Genomic DNA, 16699 nt, shown 5'->3' with positions numbered 1-16699 from the left:
CAATATCGTTTCGAATGCGGCCGGAAGGGTTCCAAGGCCTTGCGCATCCGCCACGAGCGGCGGATGCGATGAAGCTAATGCGCCTGATGCGCGTCGTGGTTCATCGTGGCGGGCTCGTCGATGCCTTCGGCCGGCTCCTCGCTGCGCGCAGGATTGCCGGTTTCCGGGAAGGTGGCGCCGGGCGCCTCTTCTTCCGCGTGGCGGTTGTCGTGTTGGAGCCTGGCCTTGTTTTCATGGCTTTCCGTGCCGGCGCCGCCCATCATGTCGATGTGCATCATCTCCTTCATGCACATCTGGCCTTCGCGCACGCACATGTTGAGCACGGCCTCGTAGAGCCCGTCGTCGACGGTTGCGTAATAGCGGACCGGCTCCTTCGCACTCGGCTTTTCGAGTTTCAGGTAGGCGTCGCGGTTGAGCGCCGTGCCGTTCTGCTTCACGCGGGCGACCCACTGGTCGAAGCCGGCCTGGTCCACGCCGTGGAACTTGAAGCGCATGTGGGAGAATCCGTCGCCGCTGTAGTTCGACGAAAGGCCCTCGTATTCGCCGGGTTTGTTGATCACGGCGTGCAGCTTCGTCTCCATGCCCGGCATCGTGTAGATCATGCCGGCAAGGGCGGGAATGTAGAAGGAGTTCATCACCGAGGAGGCGGTGAGCTTGAAATTGATCGGCACGTCGACCGGGGCGGCCATCTCGTTGACCGTCGCGATCCCGTAGTCCGGGTAGAAGAACAGCCACTTCCAGTCGAGCGCCACGACCTCGACGGTAATCGGCTTCGTCTCCTGCGAAACGGGCCGCGCCGCATCGATCCGGTCGAGCGGGCGGTAGGGGTCGAGCTTGTGGGTACTGACCCAGGTGATCGCACCGAGCGCGATGATGATGGCGAGCGGCGCCGACCAGATGATGACTTCGAGGCCCGTGGAATGGTGCCATTCCGGATCATACTTGGCCGCCGTGTTCGATTGGCGATAGCGCCAGGCGAAAAACAGCGTCAGGAAAATCACCGGCACGATGATGATCAGCATCAGGATCGTCGAGATGACGATCAGGTCTCTTTGCTGCGCTGCAATATCGCCGGATGGCGACATGACGACCATATTGCAGCCCGAAAGGGTGGCGAGCATCAGGGCTAACGGTATGGTGCGTCGGGCTAAACTGAATTGCTTCGGCATTTCGGCCTCAACTTGCGTTCTGTCTAGTCGGCAATAATCCGGCACGCTCGCGCTTGAAAATGAGGTCCATCGTCGCAGCGCAGCATTCTGTCGCACCACGGTAGCCAATGAGGGGCTATCTGTCGATGCGGGTTTGTACTAGCCCAATGGAAATGCATGTTGTCAATTTCGGTGGCATTATCGGCAGGCGTCACTTGTCCTTGATATCCGGCGCGGATTGATCAACATTCCAGTGACATGACGCAAATCCGCGTGGAGGAGTTCATGAGTTCGGCCATCAATCCCACATCGTCCGGTCTGGAGCGGGATGCCCGCCGCATGCACGAGGACGACAAGCCGCTCTCCCCGGGCAGCGTCGCCATCGGCGTGGTGATCGGCCGCACCTCGGAATTCTTCGACTTCTTCGTCTACGGCCTCGGCTCCATCCTCGTCTTCCCCAAGCTGATCTTCCCCTTCGCGGGAAGCGCGGTGGCGGCGACGCTGATGTCCTTCGCGCTGTTTCCCCTTGCCTTCCTCGCCCGTCCGGTCGGCTCCTTCGTCTTCATGTGGATCGACCGCAACTACGGCCGCGGCACGAAGCTGACGGTCGCGCTGGTGATCCTCGGCGGCTCGACCGCGTCGATCGCCTTCCTGCCGGGCTATGACACGATCGGCTACTGGGCGGTGGCGCTGCTCGCGCTCTTCCGGCTCGGCCAGGGCTTTGCGCTCGGCGGAGCCTGGGACGGGCTCGCCTCGCTGCTGAACCTCAGCGCACCGGCGAACCATCGCGGCTGGTACGCAATGATCCCGCAGCTCGGCGCGCCGATCGGCTTTGCGCTGGCGAGCATCCTCTTCGGCTATTTCGTCAGCAGCCTTTCGGAGGCCGACTTCCTCGCCTGGGGCTGGCGCTATCCGTTCTTCGTCGCTTTCGCGATCAACGTCGTGGCGCTCTTCGCGCGCCTGCGCATCGTCGCCAGCAAGGAGTTCGGCGCTGCCATGGAAGCACAGGAGCTGCAGCCCCGCCCCGTCTTCGAGATGCTGAGCAAGCACGCCATGGACGTCGTGCTCGGCGCCTTCGTGCCGCTGGCGAGCTTTGCCATGTTCCACCTCGTCACCATCTTCCCCTTGAGCTGGATCACCCTCTACGGCGGCCAGTCCGCGGCGGAATTCCTCTGGGTGCAGGTGGCCGGCGCGGCGGTCGGCGCAGTCGGCATCGTGCTGTCAGGCGTCATTGCCGACCGGATCGGCCGGCGCAACCAGCTTATGGCGGGCGCGATACTTATCGCCATCTTCTCCTTCTCCGCGCCGTTCCTGCTGGATTCCGGCGGCAAAGGGCAGGATGCCTATATCCTGATCGGCTTCTTCATCCTCGGCCTCACCTTCGGCCAGTCCTCCGGTGCCGTCTCCTCGCGCTTCACGCAGTATTACCGCTATACAGGCGCGGCGCTGACCTCGGACCTCGCCTGGCTGGTGGGGGCGGGCTTCGCGCCGCTCGTCGCGCTCGGCCTTGCCTCGAGCTTCGGCATCATCTTCATCGGCGGCTACCTGATCTCCGGCGCGATCTGCACCATTGCGGCCCTGACGCTGACACGCGCGCTCGACCAGCATTAGGCCGGGGGGCGCCCTCCCCGCCAAACGGCCTTGACCCGCATGAAGCAATCGGGCGAAACCATGCGGGCGTCCGGCGCCGAACAGGAGGGCTTCCTTGGATTATCTCGTCAACCTCTCGCTCCTCCATCCGGATCCTGCCCTCGACGCGCGCATCGCCAAGGCCGGCGTGACGATCCGCCGGGCGCTCGCGCCCGAGGCGCGGCTGGTCGCCGATTGGGTGGAGAAAACCTTCGAGAGGGGCTGGGCGAGCGAGGCGGCCGTCGCGATGACGCGCCAGCCGCCGACCTGCTTCATCGCCACGCGCGAAGGCCGGCTCGTCGGCTTTTCCTGCCATGAGACGATCGCCCGCGGCTTCTTCGGCCCGACCGGCGTGGAGAAAGCCTCGCGCGGGCTCGGCATCGGCCATGCGCTGCTGCTCGCCAGCCTCTTCGACCTGAAGACGATGGGCTATGCCTATGCCATCATCGGCGATGTCGGCCCCTCGGCCTTCTACGAGAAGACGGTCGGCGCCATGCCGATCCCCAATTCCGCGCCCGGCATCTATGCCGGCATGCTCGCCGTCTGACGCCGCCATGCACGCGCTTTCCCTCGAACTCGAAACCACCTGGATTCCGGCGAACGGCGACACGGCGATGGCCTACAGCCTCAGCCTGAAGAACCGGTCGGCGGCCACCCTTCGCGATTTCCGGCTCTGCATCAGCGGTCCCTGCCAGATCGACCTGGCTGCCACCGCCGAAGGCGGCAGCGTCGGCAAACGGCTCTCCACCTTCACGGAACTTCTGCCGCCGGATGGATATGCGCTCGATCCCGGCGCGACCTGGACCATCACCATTCATGGCCTGAGCTGGGCCTTCCAGCACTGGACGGACGGCGCACGCGGCGCCTATCTGGCCTTCGTCGACGGCAGTACGGTATCCGTCGCCACCTCCCCGACCAGGCGGGTCGGCGGCAATGCATCCCCGAAACGCGGCGTCGAGTCCTATCCCGTACCCGAAACGCCGCCCGCGCCGATCTCGGTTATTCCTTGGCCCAATGCCGTCTCCGTGGCGAACCTCAAGACCGCGCCAGCCGGGCTGGCCCTGGCCGCCGAGGGCGATGAGGCCAAAGCGGCCGCAATAGCCTTTACCGCCCTGACCGAGGCTCTCTTTTCCGTTGAGGGCATCGTGCGGCCCGCCGAGGAGGGCGGCCTGCCGGTATATCTTCGCCTGAAGGACGGGCCGGCCGCGGAAGCCTATGAGCTCGCGTTCTCGCCCGCCTCGGTCACCGTCGCGGCCTCGGGGCGCACCGGCTTTCTCTACGGTCTCGTCACGCTCGGCCAGATCTGGCGCGGCGCGCACCATTTTCCGGGTGCTTACGGTTTTCCCACCGAAGGCACCATCGCGGACGAACCGTCCATGGGATGGCGCGGGCTGCATCTCGACGTGGCGCGCCAGTTCTACGGCACCGCCGAGATCGGGAAGCTGCTCGCCGTGCTCGCCTGGAACAAGCTCAACCGCTTCCACTGGCACCTTTCCGACGACGAGGCCTGGCGGGTGGAGATCGACGCCTATCCGGCCCTCACCGAAATCGGCGCCTGGCGCGGCCACGGCCTTGCCATCCCGCCGCTGCTCGGCAGCCCGCCGGAAAGAAGCGGCGGCTACTACAGCAAGGCTGCCATTCGCGAGATCGTCGCCCATGCAAAAACCCTCGGCATCGAGATCGTGCCGGAGATCGACGTGCCGGGTCACAGCCACGCGCTGCAGCAGGCCATTCCGGACCTGCGCGACCCGGCAGAGAAGGGCAGCTATCATTCCGTCCAGGGCTTTCCGGACAATTGCCTCAACCCGGCGCGCGAAAAGACCTACGAGGTGCTGGAGACGATCTTCCGCGAACTCATCGAACTCTTCCCGTTTCGGACCATCCATGTCGGCGCCGACGAAGTGCCGCTCGGCGCCTGGTCGGGCTCGCCGGAAGCGCTCGCCAAACTGCGTGCCATCGGCGGTGAGGCGATGGCCGAGGCGCATGCCCACCGGCTGAACGTGAGCAGCCATTCACCCCTTGCCGAGGCCATCGACGGCTCCAGCGCGGCCGTGTTGCAGGCGCTCTTCCTGGAGCGGCTGCAAAAATTCCTCGCGTCGCAAGGCTGCGTGATGGGCGGCTGGGAAGAAGCGGCCCACGGCAACGTCATCGACCGGCAAAGGACCTATCTCTGCGGCTGGCGCGATATGAAAATCTCCGCCGCCCTTGCCGGCGAAGGTTACAGGATGGTCGTCTGCCCCGGCCAGGCCTATTATCTCGACATGGCGGCAAGCCCCGACTGGGACGAACCCGGCGCAAGCTGGGCGGGCGCCTCGACGCCGGAGGCGACCTACGCCTTCGATCCCGTCGCCGGCTGGAGCGCGGCGCAGAGGGAACGGCTCCTCGGCGTGCAGGCCTGCATCTGGTCCGAGCCGATGCAGGACCGCGCGGTCTTCGACCGCCTCGTCTTCCCGCGCCTTTCGGCCGTCGCCGAAACCGGCTGGACGAGGCCGGAACGAAAGTCCTGGGACCGCTTCAGGGCGTCCGCCGGTCTCATGCCGGTGCTCTACGGCTACCCCTGATACGCAAAGGGCGCCCGTTCCGGGCGCCCTTCGTTTCAGTTTCCGGGCCCTTACTTCGCGGTGGCCTCTATCGCGCCGTTGACCGGCAAGTCCTTCTTCGCGTTCATCTTCCTGTACAGGAAGAAGTAGAGCTTGATGTACTGGCCGACGAGGATCGCATTGAGGATCGTCCCCTCGCGGATGAACTTGATCTCCGCCAGGAAAGCGAGGCCGATCAACGCGGAGACGACAAGCAGCGTGCAGTCGAAGCCGGTCTTGATGTTGCCCCACTTCCAGCCGGTGCGCTTGAAGATCGTGTTGACGAACATGTCGATCGGCATGAGCACGAGATTGGCGCGGATCATCAGGAAAAGGCCGAAGGCAAGCGCCGCATCGGCGAAGACCAGCAGCGCGACGCGATAATAATAGTCCTCCAGCACCACGAACTCGGTGAGCTTGAGGTTGAGATCGAGGAACACGGCCAGGACGAACGCCGGGATCAGCGAGGCGAAGTTCTTGAGCTTGAAGTCCTTCGGCAGGACCAGATAGGTCAGGAAGAGCATGATCAGCTCAAGGATGAAGTTGTACGTGCCCTGGCTGAGCGGCGTATAGACGAGCGTCATGGTGCGCGTCAGGCTGCTCTGCGGCGAGATGCCGACACCCGCCCGGATGGCGAGGCTGACGCCGAAGGTCAGGATGTAGATCCCGAGAATATAGATGATCCAGCGCCGGGTCAGGCTGCCGGTATCGACGATTTCGGCTTCCGCCGCATTGTGCGCCATGGTTCCCTCCCAGAAGGCTCAAGGTAGGCCTCGTCGTGCTCTCTCCCAACCGGCCGCGCCCCGAAAAATTCGTTTCGTGGATGTCCGGGAACTCCGTCTTCCCGTCAATCCGCAATTTTCCGGTCCGGCGCGCTCGACCATGCATGCGCCTGCACAGGCGTCCACTTCCTGATCCACAAGCAGTGTCTTTCCCGCGCCCAGTACGCTTTTCGAGATGGGCAAAGGGAAACCGGAGAGAAAAAAGCGCTTCAAGCAATTTCACGGTTGCTAATCCGCGCGCCACTTAATATGTTGTTAAGTGAGGAGTGACCCATGGACGACTTCGTGGCTGCGATAGCGAAAGAAGGGGCCGTCGGCGAGAAGGTGAAGACCTTCCGCACAGCGCGCCGCATGTCGCTTCGCGCCCTCGGCGATGCCACCGGCACGACGGCGAGTTTCCTCAGCCAGCTCGAGCGCGGCCTTACCGGCGTCAACATCAGCACGCTGATGCGCATTGCCGAAGCGCTCGGCATCAGCCTCACCGATCTTTTCGACGATGCCTCGCCGCCGGTCGGCCGCGTCCTGCGCAAGGCCGAACGCCCGGCCCTGCCGCCGGCCGAGGGTTATCGCAAGATGCTCCTGTCGCGCCGTCCGATCCGCGACATGGAAGTCTATATCGGCGAGTTCGATCCGGGCGGCTCGACGGGCGAAAAGCCCTACAGCCATGGCGATTCGCACGAACTGTTCTTCGTCATCCGGGGCAAGGTGGAACTCACCCTCGGCGACGAACGCCATGTGCTGTCGGCCGGCGACAGCATCGAATATCCAAGCTCGGTTCCGCACAAGACCGAAAATATCGGCACGGAACCGGCCGAAGTCGTCTGGATGATCGCGCCGCCCACCAGCGTGGCGGCCGACCTTGACCAATACCTGCCGCGGCCGGGCTCGTAACCGCGGCGGGAACAACTGAGGCGAGCGCTACTGGGAGTAACAAGGATGAAGAAATTTGCGAGGGCTTTCGCCCTGACGATGACGTGCGCCCTGGCATTGCCGGCGCTTGCACAGGAAAAGCCGGTGGCCGGCGCGGTGGCGGAAGGCTCGCTCAAGGGCAAGACGCTGACCTTCGTTTCCTACGGCGGCATCTACCAGGACGGCCAGGTCGCCGCCCTTCAGGAATTCGTCGAGAAGTCCGGCGTGACGCTGCTCAATGACGGGCCGACGGAAATCGCCAAGCTGAAGGCGCAGGTCGACGCCGGCAACGTCACCTGGGACGTCGTCGATACCGCCGACCTGCCGCCATACGTGCATTGCGGCACGCTGTTCCAGAAGCTCGACTTCTCCAAGCTCGACGTCTCGAAGATCCCGCCGAACCAGGTCGGCGAATGCTCGGTCCCGGCGATGAACTACGGCGTCGTGCTGATGTACAAGAACGAGACCTACAAGGACAATCCGCCGAAGAACTGGGTGGACTTCTTCGACACCGAGAAGTTCCCGGGCAGCCGCGCCATCGACGGCAGCGGCGATCCGACCGGCGGCCTGATCGAGCAGGCCTTCAAGGCATCCGGCGGCGACCCCAAGGCGATGACGCCCGATGATATCGAGAAGGGCATCCAGAAGCTGCGCGATCTCGGCCCGGACACGATCTACTGGAAGACCGGCGCGGAAAGCCAGCAGCTCGCCGAATCCGGCGAAGCGGACATGATCATGATGTGGACCGGCCGCGCCATGACCGCCGTGAAGAACGGCGCCGACTACACGCCCGTCTGGCAGGACTGGCTGGTCGTCATGGATCAGATGACCATTCCGGTCGGTGTCAAGGATACCGATGCGGCCTATGCGCTGCTCAACGCCTATCTCGGCCAGCGCTCGCAGGAGATCCTCACCGAGAAGACCTCCTACACGCCGATCAATCTCGATGCCAAGCCGAAGGTCGACGAAACCACCGCAGCTTTCCTCACCTCGACGCCCGAGCGTATCGCCCAGGGCTACCAGCAGAACATTCCGTTCTGGGTGAAGAACTTCGACCTGGCCGCCGAGAAGTGGAACGCGCTTCTCTCGGGCAACTAAGCCCCTCGCCGTCCGCAAGCCCGGTTACGGCCGGGCTTGCCTGAAACACGGGAGACGACCTTGAACGCCACGACCGACCACAGCGCGCGCGCCGATCTTGCCACCGGCTCCGAACGACCCGCCCTTCTTTCGCGATTTCGCCCCCGCGGCGCGGCGTGGCTTGCGGCACCGGCCGTGCTGGTGCTCATCCTCGCGCTCGCCTATCCGCTGGCGATCGTCGTGTTCCGCAGTTTCACCGATCCCGCCGTCGGCATCGACAACTATGTCTGGTTCTTCCAGTCCGCGGTGAACCGGACGGTACTGCAACGCACCTTCGTCGTCGCCGCCTGGGTGACGCTCGTCTGCCTCATCTGCGCCTATCCCTACGCCTATGCGATGACCATCGTCGGCAAGAACGTCCGCCTCGCCCTCATCCTGTGCGTGCTCGTGCCCTTCTGGCTGAGCGGCGTGGTGCGCACGCTCGCCTGGGTCATCCTCCTGCAGGATTCCGGCGTCATCAACTCTTTCCTGCGCGGCCTCGGGCTGCCGCCCGTCAAACTGATCCGCACGCTGCCCGGTGTCGTCATCGGCATGACGCAGGTGCTGCTGCCCTTCATGATCCTGCCGATCTATTCGGTGATGAGGGGCATCGACACCCGCCTGTTGCAGGCCGCCCGCAGCCTCGGCGCAAAGCCCTGGCGCGCCTTCCTGCAGATCTACGTGCCGCTGTCGCTGCCCGGCGTCTATGCCGGCGCGATCATCGTCTTCATCCTGTCGCTCGGCTTCTACATCACGCCGGCTTTGCTCGGCGGCCCGCGCAGCATCCTGCTCTCCTCGCTGGTGCAGAACCAGGTGCTGAGCCTGCTCAACTGGGGCCGCGGCGGCGCCATGGGCGTCGTGCTCCTCGTCGCGACCTTCGTGCTGCTCGCCATCGCCGCGCCGCTGATGCGCCAGAAGCACGCCAGCTCGCGCAGGGAGGCCTGAACCGATGCCCTCTTTCTCCCGCGTCCTTCTCGGCCTCTTCTGCCTGCTCGTCGCCGTGCTGCTGCTCGCCCCGACGCTGGTCGTCATTCCCATGTCGTTCAACGGCAACAAGTCGCTGGCCTTCCCGCCGGTCGGCTTCTCCTGGCAATGGTACGACAACTTCTTCACCAATCCGGACTGGACGACGAGCTTCACCAATTCGCTGATCATCGCGCTCATCGTGGCGGTGGTGGCGACCGTGATCGGCACGCTCGCCGCCTTCGGCGTCAGCCGCGCGGCGGCGCGCACCGGCGGACTGCTGCGCGCCCTCCTGATCACGCCGATGGTCGTGCCGGGCGTGGTGCTCGCCATCGGCATCTATGCGGTCTACCTCGACACGCATCTCGTCGGCACCGTCACCGGCTTCGTCCTGGCGCACACGATGCTCGCCATCCCCTTCGTGCTGATCGCGGTGCAGGCGAGCCTCGAAGTCTTCGACCGCCGGCTCGAAACCGCGGCGTCCAGCCTCGGCGCCGGCCGGCTGACGGTGTTCCGCACGGTGACGCTGCCGCTGATCCTGCCGGGCGTGCTGTCGGGCGCGCTCTTCGCCTTCATCACCTCGTTCGACGAAATCATCGTCGCGCTGTTCATCACCAGCCCCTATCTCAAGACGCTGCCGGTGCAGATCTATTCGTCGATCACGCGCGACGCCGACCCGACCGTCGCGGCCGTCGGAACGCTCCTGTTCCTCGCAACGTCGCTCATCATCATTGCCGGCCTGCTCTTCGGCATGCGCCGCGGAAGGACATGACCATGAACGCACCCCACCGATCCGCCGGCGCCGCAATCGAGATCCGCAAGGCTTCCAAGCGCTACGGCGCCTTCACCGCCCTCAAGGACATCGACCTTCACATCCGCCCCGGCGAGTTCATGACGCTGCTCGGCCCTTCGGGCTCCGGCAAGACGACGACGCTCAACCTCATCGCCGGCTTCACCGATATCAGCGCCGGCACGCTGGAGATCGGCGGCAAGAGCGTCACGGGCCTACCCTCGCACAAGCGCAATATCGGCGTCGTCTTCCAGCACTACGCCCTGTTTCCGCACATGACGGTCGGCAGGAACGTCGCCTATCCGCTCGCCTTGCGCGGCATCAAGGGCGAGGACCGCGAAAAGAGGGTCAAACGTGCCCTCGACATGGTCAGGATGGCCGATTTTGCCCACCGCTACCCGGCCGAACTCTCCGGCGGCCAGCAGCAGCGCGTGGCGCTCGCCCGCGCCCTCGTCTTCGATCCGCCGCTGCTCCTGATGGACGAACCGCTCGGTGCGCTCGACAAGAAGCTGCGCGAATGGCTGCAGCTCGAAATCAAGCGCATCCACCGCGAGCTTGGCACCACCTTCGTCTACGTCACGCACGACCAGGAAGAAGCGCTCGTCCTTTCCGACCGCATCGCCGTCTTCAATGGCGGGCGCATCGAGCAGATCGGCACCGGCCGCGAACTCTACGACAAGCCGGCCACGCTCTTCGTCGGCCGCTTCATCGGCGAATCCACGGTGCTGCGCGGCACCGCCGAGATATCGGGCAACGACACGGTGATGACCATCGGCGGCCAGAGGGTGATCGCGCATGGCCGGCTTCCCGGCGACGCCCGCCCTGTCATCCTGCTCAGGCCCGAGCGCGTGGCGCTGAAACAGCCCGGCACCGTGGCTGCTGCCGGGGAAAACCGGCTTTCCGGTACCATCGCGGAAGCGATCTATCTTGGATCCGGCTCGAAATACGAGGTGCGGCTTTCCGACGGCACCGTCGCCGTCGTGCGCAGCCCGCTCGGCGCTGTGGACTTTGCCATCGGCGATGCCGTGGACATCGCCTTCACCGCCGCCGATCTCATCCTTCTCCCAGACGATGCCAGCGCCGACGTGACGCTGACCTGAACCGAAAGCACTCCCATGGACGTCAAGACCAACGGCAACATTTCCTTCTGGTATGCCGATATCGGCGGCATTCCGCAAAAGCGCCCGGCCCTTCCCGGCGACCGCGACGCCGATGTCTGCATCATCGGCGCCGGTTACACCGGACTGTGGACGGCCTATTACCTGAAGAAAGCCAATCCGGGCCTCGACATCGTCATCGTCGAGCGCGAATTCGCCGGCTTCGGCGCCTCCGGGCGCAATGGCGGCTGGCTGTCGGGCGGCTTCGGCTGGTCGCGGGACAAATACCTCAAGACCTCCACGCGCGGCGCGGTCATCGACATGCAGCGCGCCATGGCCGGCACGGTGGACGAGGTGATCCGCGTCACCGAGGCCGAGGGCATCGACGCCGATATCATCCGCACCGACAACCTCACCGTCGCCACCAATGCGCCGCAGCTCGCGCGGGCCCGCGAGGAGTACCAGTTCTATCTCGACTGGCAGATGCCGGCCGAGCGCGTGCAGATGCTCACCGCCGAGGAGACGACGAGGCGCATCCGCATCGCCAATGCGCAGGGCGGGTTCGTGATCCGCGACACGGCGCGCGTGCAGCCGGCCAAGCTGGTGCGCGGCCTTGCCAAGGTCGTCGAAAACCTCGGCGTCTCGATCTTCGAGGGGACATCGGTCACGAGCTTCGAGAAGGGCCGGGTCACCACCGATCGCGGCACCGTGCGCGCGCCCTTCATCATCCGAGCTACGGAAGGCTTCAGCGCCGGGTTTCCCGGTGAGGAGCGCACCTGGCTGCCGCTCAACAGCGCGCAGATCGTCACCGAACCGGTACCGGAAGCGCTGTGGAAGGACATCGGCTGGGAAGGACATGAACTGCTCGGCGATGCGGCGCATGCCTATTGTTACGCCCAGCGCACCCGCGAGGGGCGTATCACCATGGGCGGCCGCGGCGTTCCCTACCGTTTCGGCTCGAAGACCGACGTCAACGGCCAGACCCAGCAGGCGACCATCGACGCGCTGCACGGCATCCTGACGCGCCTCCTGCCGCAGACGAAATCGCTGAAGATCGATCATGCCTGGTGCGGGGTGCTCGGCGTGCCGCGCGACTGGTGCACCACCGCCGGCTTCGACCGCTCGACGGGCATCGGCTGGGCCGGCGGCTATGTCGGCCTCGGCGTCTCCTCCTCCAACCTCGCCGGCCGCACGCTGGCAGACCTCGTGCTCAACCGTGAGACCGAGCTGACGGGGCTTCCCTGGGTCAACCGCACGGTGCGCAAGTGGGAGCCGGAGCCGTTCCGCTGGCTCGGCGTGCATTCCATGTACCAGCTCTACCGCATCGCCGACGAACGCGAATTCGCCGGCCTTCCGCACACCTCCAAGCTCGCGGCCATTGCCGACAGCATTACCGGCCACTGAGCCTGCCCGAAGGATATTGCAATGATCAGTTTCGAGAATTTCGGCGACCTCCTCAGCCTCGACATCGGCGCTTTCACGCCGAAGCCGACCAGCCTCGAAGGCGACCAGCAGGAAGCGACGGCCGTGCTCTGGACCAGCCCGGACGGCAAGATGGAAACCGGCATATGGGAATGCACGCCCGGCCGTTTCTCCGCCGACCGCACCCAGAATGCGGAGATCTGCCACATCCTCACCGGCCGCGTGACGCTGCACAATGGCGACGGCACCGCCCGGGAAATCGGCGCGGGTGAAATGTTCGTCCTGCCGCTCGGCTGGCGCGGCGAATGGACCATCCACGAACGGACCCGCAAGATCTTCACGATGGTCGCCGGCGGCGTCTGACGACCTTGACGGGAGGAGGAACCCGATGACCGACGCCGCATCTTCCGGCGAAGCGATGATGCATGCGCCATCCGCCTTCCCGCACCTGTTCCAGCCGCTGAAAATCCGCGGCGTGGAGCTGAAGAACCGCATCATGTCCAGCGGGCACGACACGACGCTGCCGACCGACGGCCTCGTCAATGAGGCGCTGCTCGCCTATCACGACGCCCGGGTCAAGGGCGGCGCCGGGCTGATCGTCAGCCAGGTGGCGGGCGTGCATGAAACCGCGCGCTACACCTCGCACATGCTGATGGCGACCGAGGACGCATGCATCGACGGATATCGCCGGCTGGCGGACCTCTGTCACGCCGGGGGCTGCGCGCTCTTCTCGCAGCTCTTCCATCCCGGCCGCGAGATCATGGAGGGCGGCGACGGCCTGCTGACGGTCGCCTATGCGCCGTCCGTCTCGCCGAACGAGCGGTTCCGCGTCATGCCGCGCGCGCTCGACCGGCGCATGATCGACGAGATCGTCGAAGGTTATGCGGCGGCGGCCCGGCGTATGTTTGCGGCCGGCGTCGACGGCGTGGAGTTCGTGGCGAGCCACGGCTACCTGCCGGCCCAGTTTTTCAATCCGCGCGTCAACCGCCGCACGGACGACTATGGCGGCCCGCTGGAAAACCGGCTGCGCTTCGCCAGCGAGGCGCTTGCGGCGATGCGCGCGGCGACGTCCGAGGACTTCGTCATCGGCCTGCGCATCAGCAGCGGCGAGCGCGACGAACAGGGCCTTGCCGACGACGAGGCGCTGGACATCTGTCGCCGGCTGGAACCGATGCTGGACTATGTCAGCATCACCACTGGCACCTCGGCCTCGCTCGGCGGCGCGGTGCATATCGTGCCGCCCATGGCCTATCGCGCCGCCTATCTTGCCGGCGATGCGGCGCGGTTTCGCGCCGCGCTTGGCATTCCCGTCTTTGTCACGGGCCGCATCAACCAGCCGCAGGAGGCGGAAGCCGTGATCGCCGGCGGCTCGGCCGATGTCTGCGGCATGACGCGGGCGATGATCTGCGACCCGGAAATGCCCGGCAAAGCGCGCGAAGGGCGGACGGACGACATCCGCGCCTGCATCGCCTGCAACCAGGCCTGCATCGGCCATTTCCACCGCGGCGTGCCGATCTCCTGCATCCAGCACCCCGAGACCGGCCGGGAACTCACGTTCGGCACGCTGGCGTCGGCTGCTAGGCCGAAATCCGTGATGGTCGTCGGCGGCGGGCCGGCGGGGCTGAAGGCGGCGGCCGTCGCCGCGGCGCGCGGCCACAGGGTGACGCTCTACGAAGCCACCGGCCAGCTCGGTGGCCAGGCGCTGCTGGCGCAGCAGATTCCCCGCCGTGCGGAATTCGGCGGCATCGTCACTAACCTCGCCCGCGAGGTCGAGCTCGCCAATGTCCGCATACAGCGCGGCGTGCGCGTCGACAGGGCGCTGGTCGAGGCGGAAAGACCCGACGCCGTGATCCTCGCCACCGGTGCGCGGCCTTACAGGCCGGAGATCCCGATCGACGACAGCATCCAGGTCGTCGATGCGTGGCAGGTGCTGCGCAGGCAGGTCAAGACCGGCAGCCGCGTCGTCGTCGTCGACTGGCGCTGCGACTGGATCGGCCCCGGCATCGCGGAGCTTCTGACCGGCGAGGGCTGCAGCGTCGATCTCGCGATCAACGGCACGCATCCCGGCGAACTGCTGCCGCTCTACGTGCGCGACAACATCGCCGCAGAACTGCACCGCATCGGCGTGCGCGTCACGCCCTATGCCCGCCTCTACGGCGGCGATGGCGGCACCGTCTATATGCAGCACACGACGAGCGACCAGCCGATCCTCTTCGAAGATGTGGAAACGCTCGTGCTCTGTCTTGGCCACGAACCGGTGGACGAGCTGGGTGAGATGCTGCGCGACCTCGTGCCGGAGGTCCACGTCATCGGCGACTGTCTTGCTCCGCGCACGGCAGAAGAGGCCGTCTACGAGGGGCTGAAGGTCGCGACTGCTCTCTGAGCACGGCAATTTTTTTGCAAAGCCGATGGAATAATCCGCAGCCCGGCGGTGTCTAGGCTCCGGCGGCTGCAAGAATGCCGTCCCAACGATGGGAGAAGACCATGAAGCTCTTTGTTCTCGTGCCGGTCGCGGTCGCAGCCTTTGCCGGCTGCGCCTTCGCCGCCGAACCGTTCAAGATCGTGAAGACCGACAAGGGCGAGGTGCTTGCCGGCGAAAAAGGCATGACCCTCTATACCTTCAAGAACGACAAGGCCGGCATGTCCAATTGCTACGACAAATGCGCGACCAACTGGCCTCCGGCGATTGCCGCTTCCGATGCGAAGGCGGAGGGCGCATATTCGCTCGTCACTCGCAAGGACGGGACCATGCAATGGGCGAAGGACGGCATGCCGCTCTACTACTGGATCAAGGACGCCAAGGAAGGCGATACGACCGGCGACGGCGTGAACGGCGTCTGGGATGTCGCAAAGCCCTGACCCGCAGAAAACAGGCGGCGGAGGGGCGTCCGCCCCTTCCCCGCCCCTTTCCTTCGAGGCGCAGATCCTTGCGCTTCTGCCGCAGCTGCGGCGCTATTCGCGCAGCCTGACGCGCTCCGATGCGGAGAGCGAGGACCTGTTGCAGGATTGCGTCGAGAAGGCGCTGGTGCATCGGGCCGAGTGGCGCGGCGCAAACATCCGCGCCTGGGCCTACCGGATCATGACCAATCTGCATCTCAACGCGCGCCGGACCGTCGCGCGCCGCCCCTCCGTCGGCATCGAGGAGGCCGATACCGTCGCCGAAACCGCGCCGCCTTCCGACCCGTTGGAACGGAACCGCCTCGTCGCGGCACTGGAAACCCTGCCGAAGGAGGCGCGTGCCGTGCTGATGCTCGTGGCGGTGGAAGGCCATTCCTATCAGGAGGTCGCCGACATGCTTGAAATACCCCTCGGCACCGTCATGTCCCGCCTCTCCCGCGCCCGGCAGGCGCTGCGGCAGAGGCTGCAGGAGGAAAACGTCATTCCTTTGCGGAGTCCCCGATGAACGAAAGCCGCCCCGTTTCCGAAACCGACCTGCACGCCTATGTGGACGGCCTCCTGGGCGACGAGGAGCGCGCGCGCGTCGAAGCTTATCTTGCGGAAAATCCTGAAGTTGCGCGCATGGTCGCCGACTGGCAGGCGCAGAGCGACGGGCTGAGAGATGCTTTCGCCCCCTATGCCGCCGCCCGTCCGTCCGATCACCTTCTCGTCTCGCCGGCGACCCCATTGCCGCTAAAAACGCGCCGTCTTGCCATGGCTGCCGCCGCGGCGCTGATTTTCGTGCTCGGCGGAATTGCCGGCCATTTCGCACCGATGCCCTTCAAGCAAACCCCGGCGAGCGCGGCCATCGACGCCCTGCCGCTCGAAGCGCGCAATGCCTATCTCATCTATGCGAGCGAGGTGCGCCATCCCGTCGAGGTCTTCGCCGACCAGGAGGCGCATCTTGCGACCTGGCTTGGCAAACGCCTCGCCATACCCGACCTTAAGGTGCCGGACCTGCAATCCATCGGTTTCCGCCTCGTCGGCGGCCGCCTGCTTCCGGTCGCCGACAAGCCGGGCGCGATGTTCATGTACGAGGACGAGGCCGGGCGACGCGTGACCGTCCTTGTCGGCCGCAACGAGGAGAACCGCACGACCAGCTTCCGCTTCGCCTCCGCAAGCGGCATCGAGACCTTCTACTGGATCGACGGCGCGCTCGGCTATGCGGTGACCGGCGACATTTCCCGCAACCTGCTGCAGCAGATCGCCGAGGAATGCTACCGCCAGTTCCCGACATAGGAGGCGCTGGAGCCAGGCCCGGCAGACGAAGAACACCTACAGGTTCAGGCAAGCTCGCCCCTGTATCCCGCAAGCTGCCATATCGTGG

At 65.5% G+C, this 16699-nt stretch carries 16 protein-coding genes; 14 read left to right on the top strand and 2 right to left on the bottom strand.

Annotated elements, in window-relative coordinates; genetic code table 11:
• Positions 1 to 74 precede the first annotated feature (74 nt).
• Positions 75 to 1169 carry a ubiquinol oxidase subunit II gene (gene cyoA / locus Q9316_RS21975; RefSeq protein WP_371878027.1) on the bottom strand — a complete coding sequence of 365 codons (1095 nt, stop codon included), beginning with the start codon at positions 1167 to 1169 and terminating at the stop codon, positions 75 to 77.
• A 264-nt stretch (positions 1170 to 1433) separates the two neighbouring features.
• On the opposite strand from cyoA, the gene Q9316_RS21970 reads away from it, so the two are divergent.
• The 3 genes from Q9316_RS21970 to Q9316_RS21960 all read left to right on the top strand — a co-directional run bounded on the left by Q9316_RS21970 (position 1434) and on the right by Q9316_RS21960 (position 5338).
• Entirely contained in the window at positions 1434 to 2759 is a 1326-nt protein-coding gene (locus Q9316_RS21970) for an MFS transporter (protein ID WP_306035441.1), read from the top strand.
• A gap of 94 nt (positions 2760 to 2853) precedes the next feature.
• Positions 2854 to 3324 carry a GNAT family N-acetyltransferase gene (locus tag Q9316_RS21965; protein WP_306035440.1) on the top strand — a complete coding sequence of 157 codons (471 nt, stop codon included), beginning with the start codon at positions 2854 to 2856 and terminating at the stop codon, positions 3322 to 3324.
• A gap of 7 nt (positions 3325 to 3331) precedes the next feature.
• Positions 3332 to 5338: a beta-N-acetylhexosaminidase gene (locus Q9316_RS21960; protein ID WP_371878026.1), complete on the top strand. Its 2007-nt coding sequence runs from the start codon at positions 3332 to 3334 to the stop codon at positions 5336 to 5338.
• A 50-nt stretch (positions 5339 to 5388) separates the two neighbouring features.
• Here the strand turns inward: Q9316_RS21960 and Q9316_RS21955 are convergent, their stop codons facing one another.
• On the bottom strand, positions 5389 to 6099 hold the full coding sequence (locus Q9316_RS21955) for a YczE/YyaS/YitT family protein (RefSeq protein WP_306035439.1): 711 nt from the start codon (positions 6097 to 6099) through the stop codon (positions 5389 to 5391).
• Between the two features lie 312 nt (positions 6100 to 6411).
• On the opposite strand from Q9316_RS21955, the gene Q9316_RS21950 reads away from it, so the two are divergent.
• From Q9316_RS21950 to Q9316_RS21900, 11 genes are all read left to right on the top strand, one after another.
• Positions 6412 to 7029: a helix-turn-helix domain-containing protein gene (locus Q9316_RS21950; protein ID WP_306035438.1), complete on the top strand. Its 618-nt coding sequence runs from the start codon at positions 6412 to 6414 to the stop codon at positions 7027 to 7029.
• Between the two features lie 45 nt (positions 7030 to 7074).
• On the top strand, positions 7075 to 8145 hold the full coding sequence (locus Q9316_RS21945; protein ID WP_306035437.1) for an extracellular solute-binding protein: 1071 nt from the start codon (positions 7075 to 7077) through the stop codon (positions 8143 to 8145).
• 174 nt (positions 8146 to 8319) lie between these two features.
• Entirely contained in the window at positions 8320 to 9108 is a 789-nt protein-coding gene (locus tag Q9316_RS21940) for an ABC transporter permease (RefSeq protein WP_306035823.1), read from the top strand.
• Between the two features lie 4 nt (positions 9109 to 9112).
• Positions 9113 to 9898 carry an ABC transporter permease gene (locus tag Q9316_RS21935; RefSeq protein ID WP_306035436.1) on the top strand — a complete coding sequence of 262 codons (786 nt, stop codon included), beginning with the start codon at positions 9113 to 9115 and terminating at the stop codon, positions 9896 to 9898.
• Between the two features lie 2 nt (positions 9899 to 9900).
• Positions 9901 to 11016, top strand: coding sequence for an ABC transporter ATP-binding protein (locus Q9316_RS21930; RefSeq protein ID WP_306035435.1), 1116 nt, complete (start codon positions 9901 to 9903; stop codon positions 11014 to 11016).
• A 15-nt stretch (positions 11017 to 11031) separates the two neighbouring features.
• Entirely contained in the window at positions 11032 to 12417 is a 1386-nt protein-coding gene (locus tag Q9316_RS21925; RefSeq protein WP_306035434.1) for an NAD(P)/FAD-dependent oxidoreductase, read from the top strand.
• A gap of 21 nt (positions 12418 to 12438) precedes the next feature.
• Complete coding sequence (locus Q9316_RS21920) at positions 12439 to 12798, top strand: cupin domain-containing protein (protein ID WP_306035433.1); 360 nt, start codon at positions 12439 to 12441, stop codon at positions 12796 to 12798.
• Positions 12799 to 12823: 25 nt separating this feature from the next.
• Positions 12824 to 14818 carry an oxidoreductase gene (locus tag Q9316_RS21915; protein WP_306035432.1) on the top strand — a complete coding sequence of 665 codons (1995 nt, stop codon included), beginning with the start codon at positions 12824 to 12826 and terminating at the stop codon, positions 14816 to 14818.
• 101 nt (positions 14819 to 14919) lie between these two features.
• A complete protein-coding gene (locus Q9316_RS21910) occupies positions 14920 to 15294 on the top strand; it encodes a COG4315 family predicted lipoprotein (RefSeq protein WP_306035431.1) in 375 nt (124 codons plus the stop codon).
• Positions 15278 to 15838 (top strand): RNA polymerase sigma factor, encoded by a 561-nt coding sequence (locus Q9316_RS21905; protein ID WP_306035430.1) that lies wholly within the window; start codon positions 15278 to 15280, stop codon positions 15836 to 15838. The genes Q9316_RS21910 and Q9316_RS21905 overlap by 17 nt, the downstream gene beginning before the upstream one ends.
• The gene (locus Q9316_RS21900) at positions 15835 to 16611 is read left to right on the top strand and encodes an anti-sigma factor family protein (protein WP_306035429.1); all 777 of its coding nucleotides are present in this window, start codon (positions 15835 to 15837) and stop codon (positions 16609 to 16611) included. Before Q9316_RS21905 ends, Q9316_RS21900 begins: the two co-directional genes overlap by 4 nt.
• Positions 16612 to 16699 lie beyond the last annotated feature (88 nt).

Source organism: Shinella zoogloeoides (genome assembly GCF_030733845.1).
In the GTDB taxonomy this organism is placed as follows: Bacteria; Pseudomonadota; Alphaproteobacteria; order Rhizobiales; family Rhizobiaceae; genus Shinella; species Shinella zoogloeoides_C.
Note: the sequence above shows the minus strand (reverse complement) of the source record. Positions and strands in the feature narration are given on the sequence as shown.

What these genes read in the sequence shown, in the direction of transcription:
- Q9316_RS21950 (WP_306035438.1), top strand. Translation starts at nt 6,412, where the DNA reads ATGGACGACTTCGTGGCTGCGATAGCGAAAGAAGGGGCCGTCGGCGAG.
- Q9316_RS21955 (WP_306035439.1), bottom strand. Translation starts at nt 6,099, where the DNA reads ATGGCGCACAATGCGGCGGAAGCCGAAATCGTCGATACCGGCAGCCTG.
- Q9316_RS21945 (WP_306035437.1), top strand. Translation starts at nt 7,075, where the DNA reads ATGAAGAAATTTGCGAGGGCTTTCGCCCTGACGATGACGTGCGCCCTG.
- Q9316_RS21930 (WP_306035435.1), top strand. Translation starts at nt 9,901, where the DNA reads ATGAACGCACCCCACCGATCCGCCGGCGCCGCAATCGAGATCCGCAAG.
- Q9316_RS21910 (WP_306035431.1), top strand. Translation starts at nt 14,920, where the DNA reads ATGAAGCTCTTTGTTCTCGTGCCGGTCGCGGTCGCAGCCTTTGCCGGC.
- Q9316_RS21920 (WP_306035433.1), top strand. Translation starts at nt 12,439, where the DNA reads ATGATCAGTTTCGAGAATTTCGGCGACCTCCTCAGCCTCGACATCGGC.
- Q9316_RS21970 (WP_306035441.1), top strand. Translation starts at nt 1,434, where the DNA reads ATGAGTTCGGCCATCAATCCCACATCGTCCGGTCTGGAGCGGGATGCC.
- Q9316_RS21915 (WP_306035432.1), top strand. Translation starts at nt 12,824, where the DNA reads ATGACCGACGCCGCATCTTCCGGCGAAGCGATGATGCATGCGCCATCC.
- cyoA (WP_371878027.1), bottom strand. Translation starts at nt 1,169, where the DNA reads ATGCCGAAGCAATTCAGTTTAGCCCGACGCACCATACCGTTAGCCCTG.
- Q9316_RS21925 (WP_306035434.1), top strand. Translation starts at nt 11,032, where the DNA reads ATGGACGTCAAGACCAACGGCAACATTTCCTTCTGGTATGCCGATATC.
- Q9316_RS21960 (WP_371878026.1), top strand. Translation starts at nt 3,332, where the DNA reads ATGCACGCGCTTTCCCTCGAACTCGAAACCACCTGGATTCCGGCGAAC.
- Q9316_RS21935 (WP_306035436.1), top strand. Translation starts at nt 9,113, where the DNA reads ATGCCCTCTTTCTCCCGCGTCCTTCTCGGCCTCTTCTGCCTGCTCGTC.
- Q9316_RS21905 (WP_306035430.1), top strand. Translation starts at nt 15,278, where the DNA reads ATGTCGCAAAGCCCTGACCCGCAGAAAACAGGCGGCGGAGGGGCGTCC.
- Q9316_RS21900 (WP_306035429.1), top strand. Translation starts at nt 15,835, where the DNA reads ATGAACGAAAGCCGCCCCGTTTCCGAAACCGACCTGCACGCCTATGTG.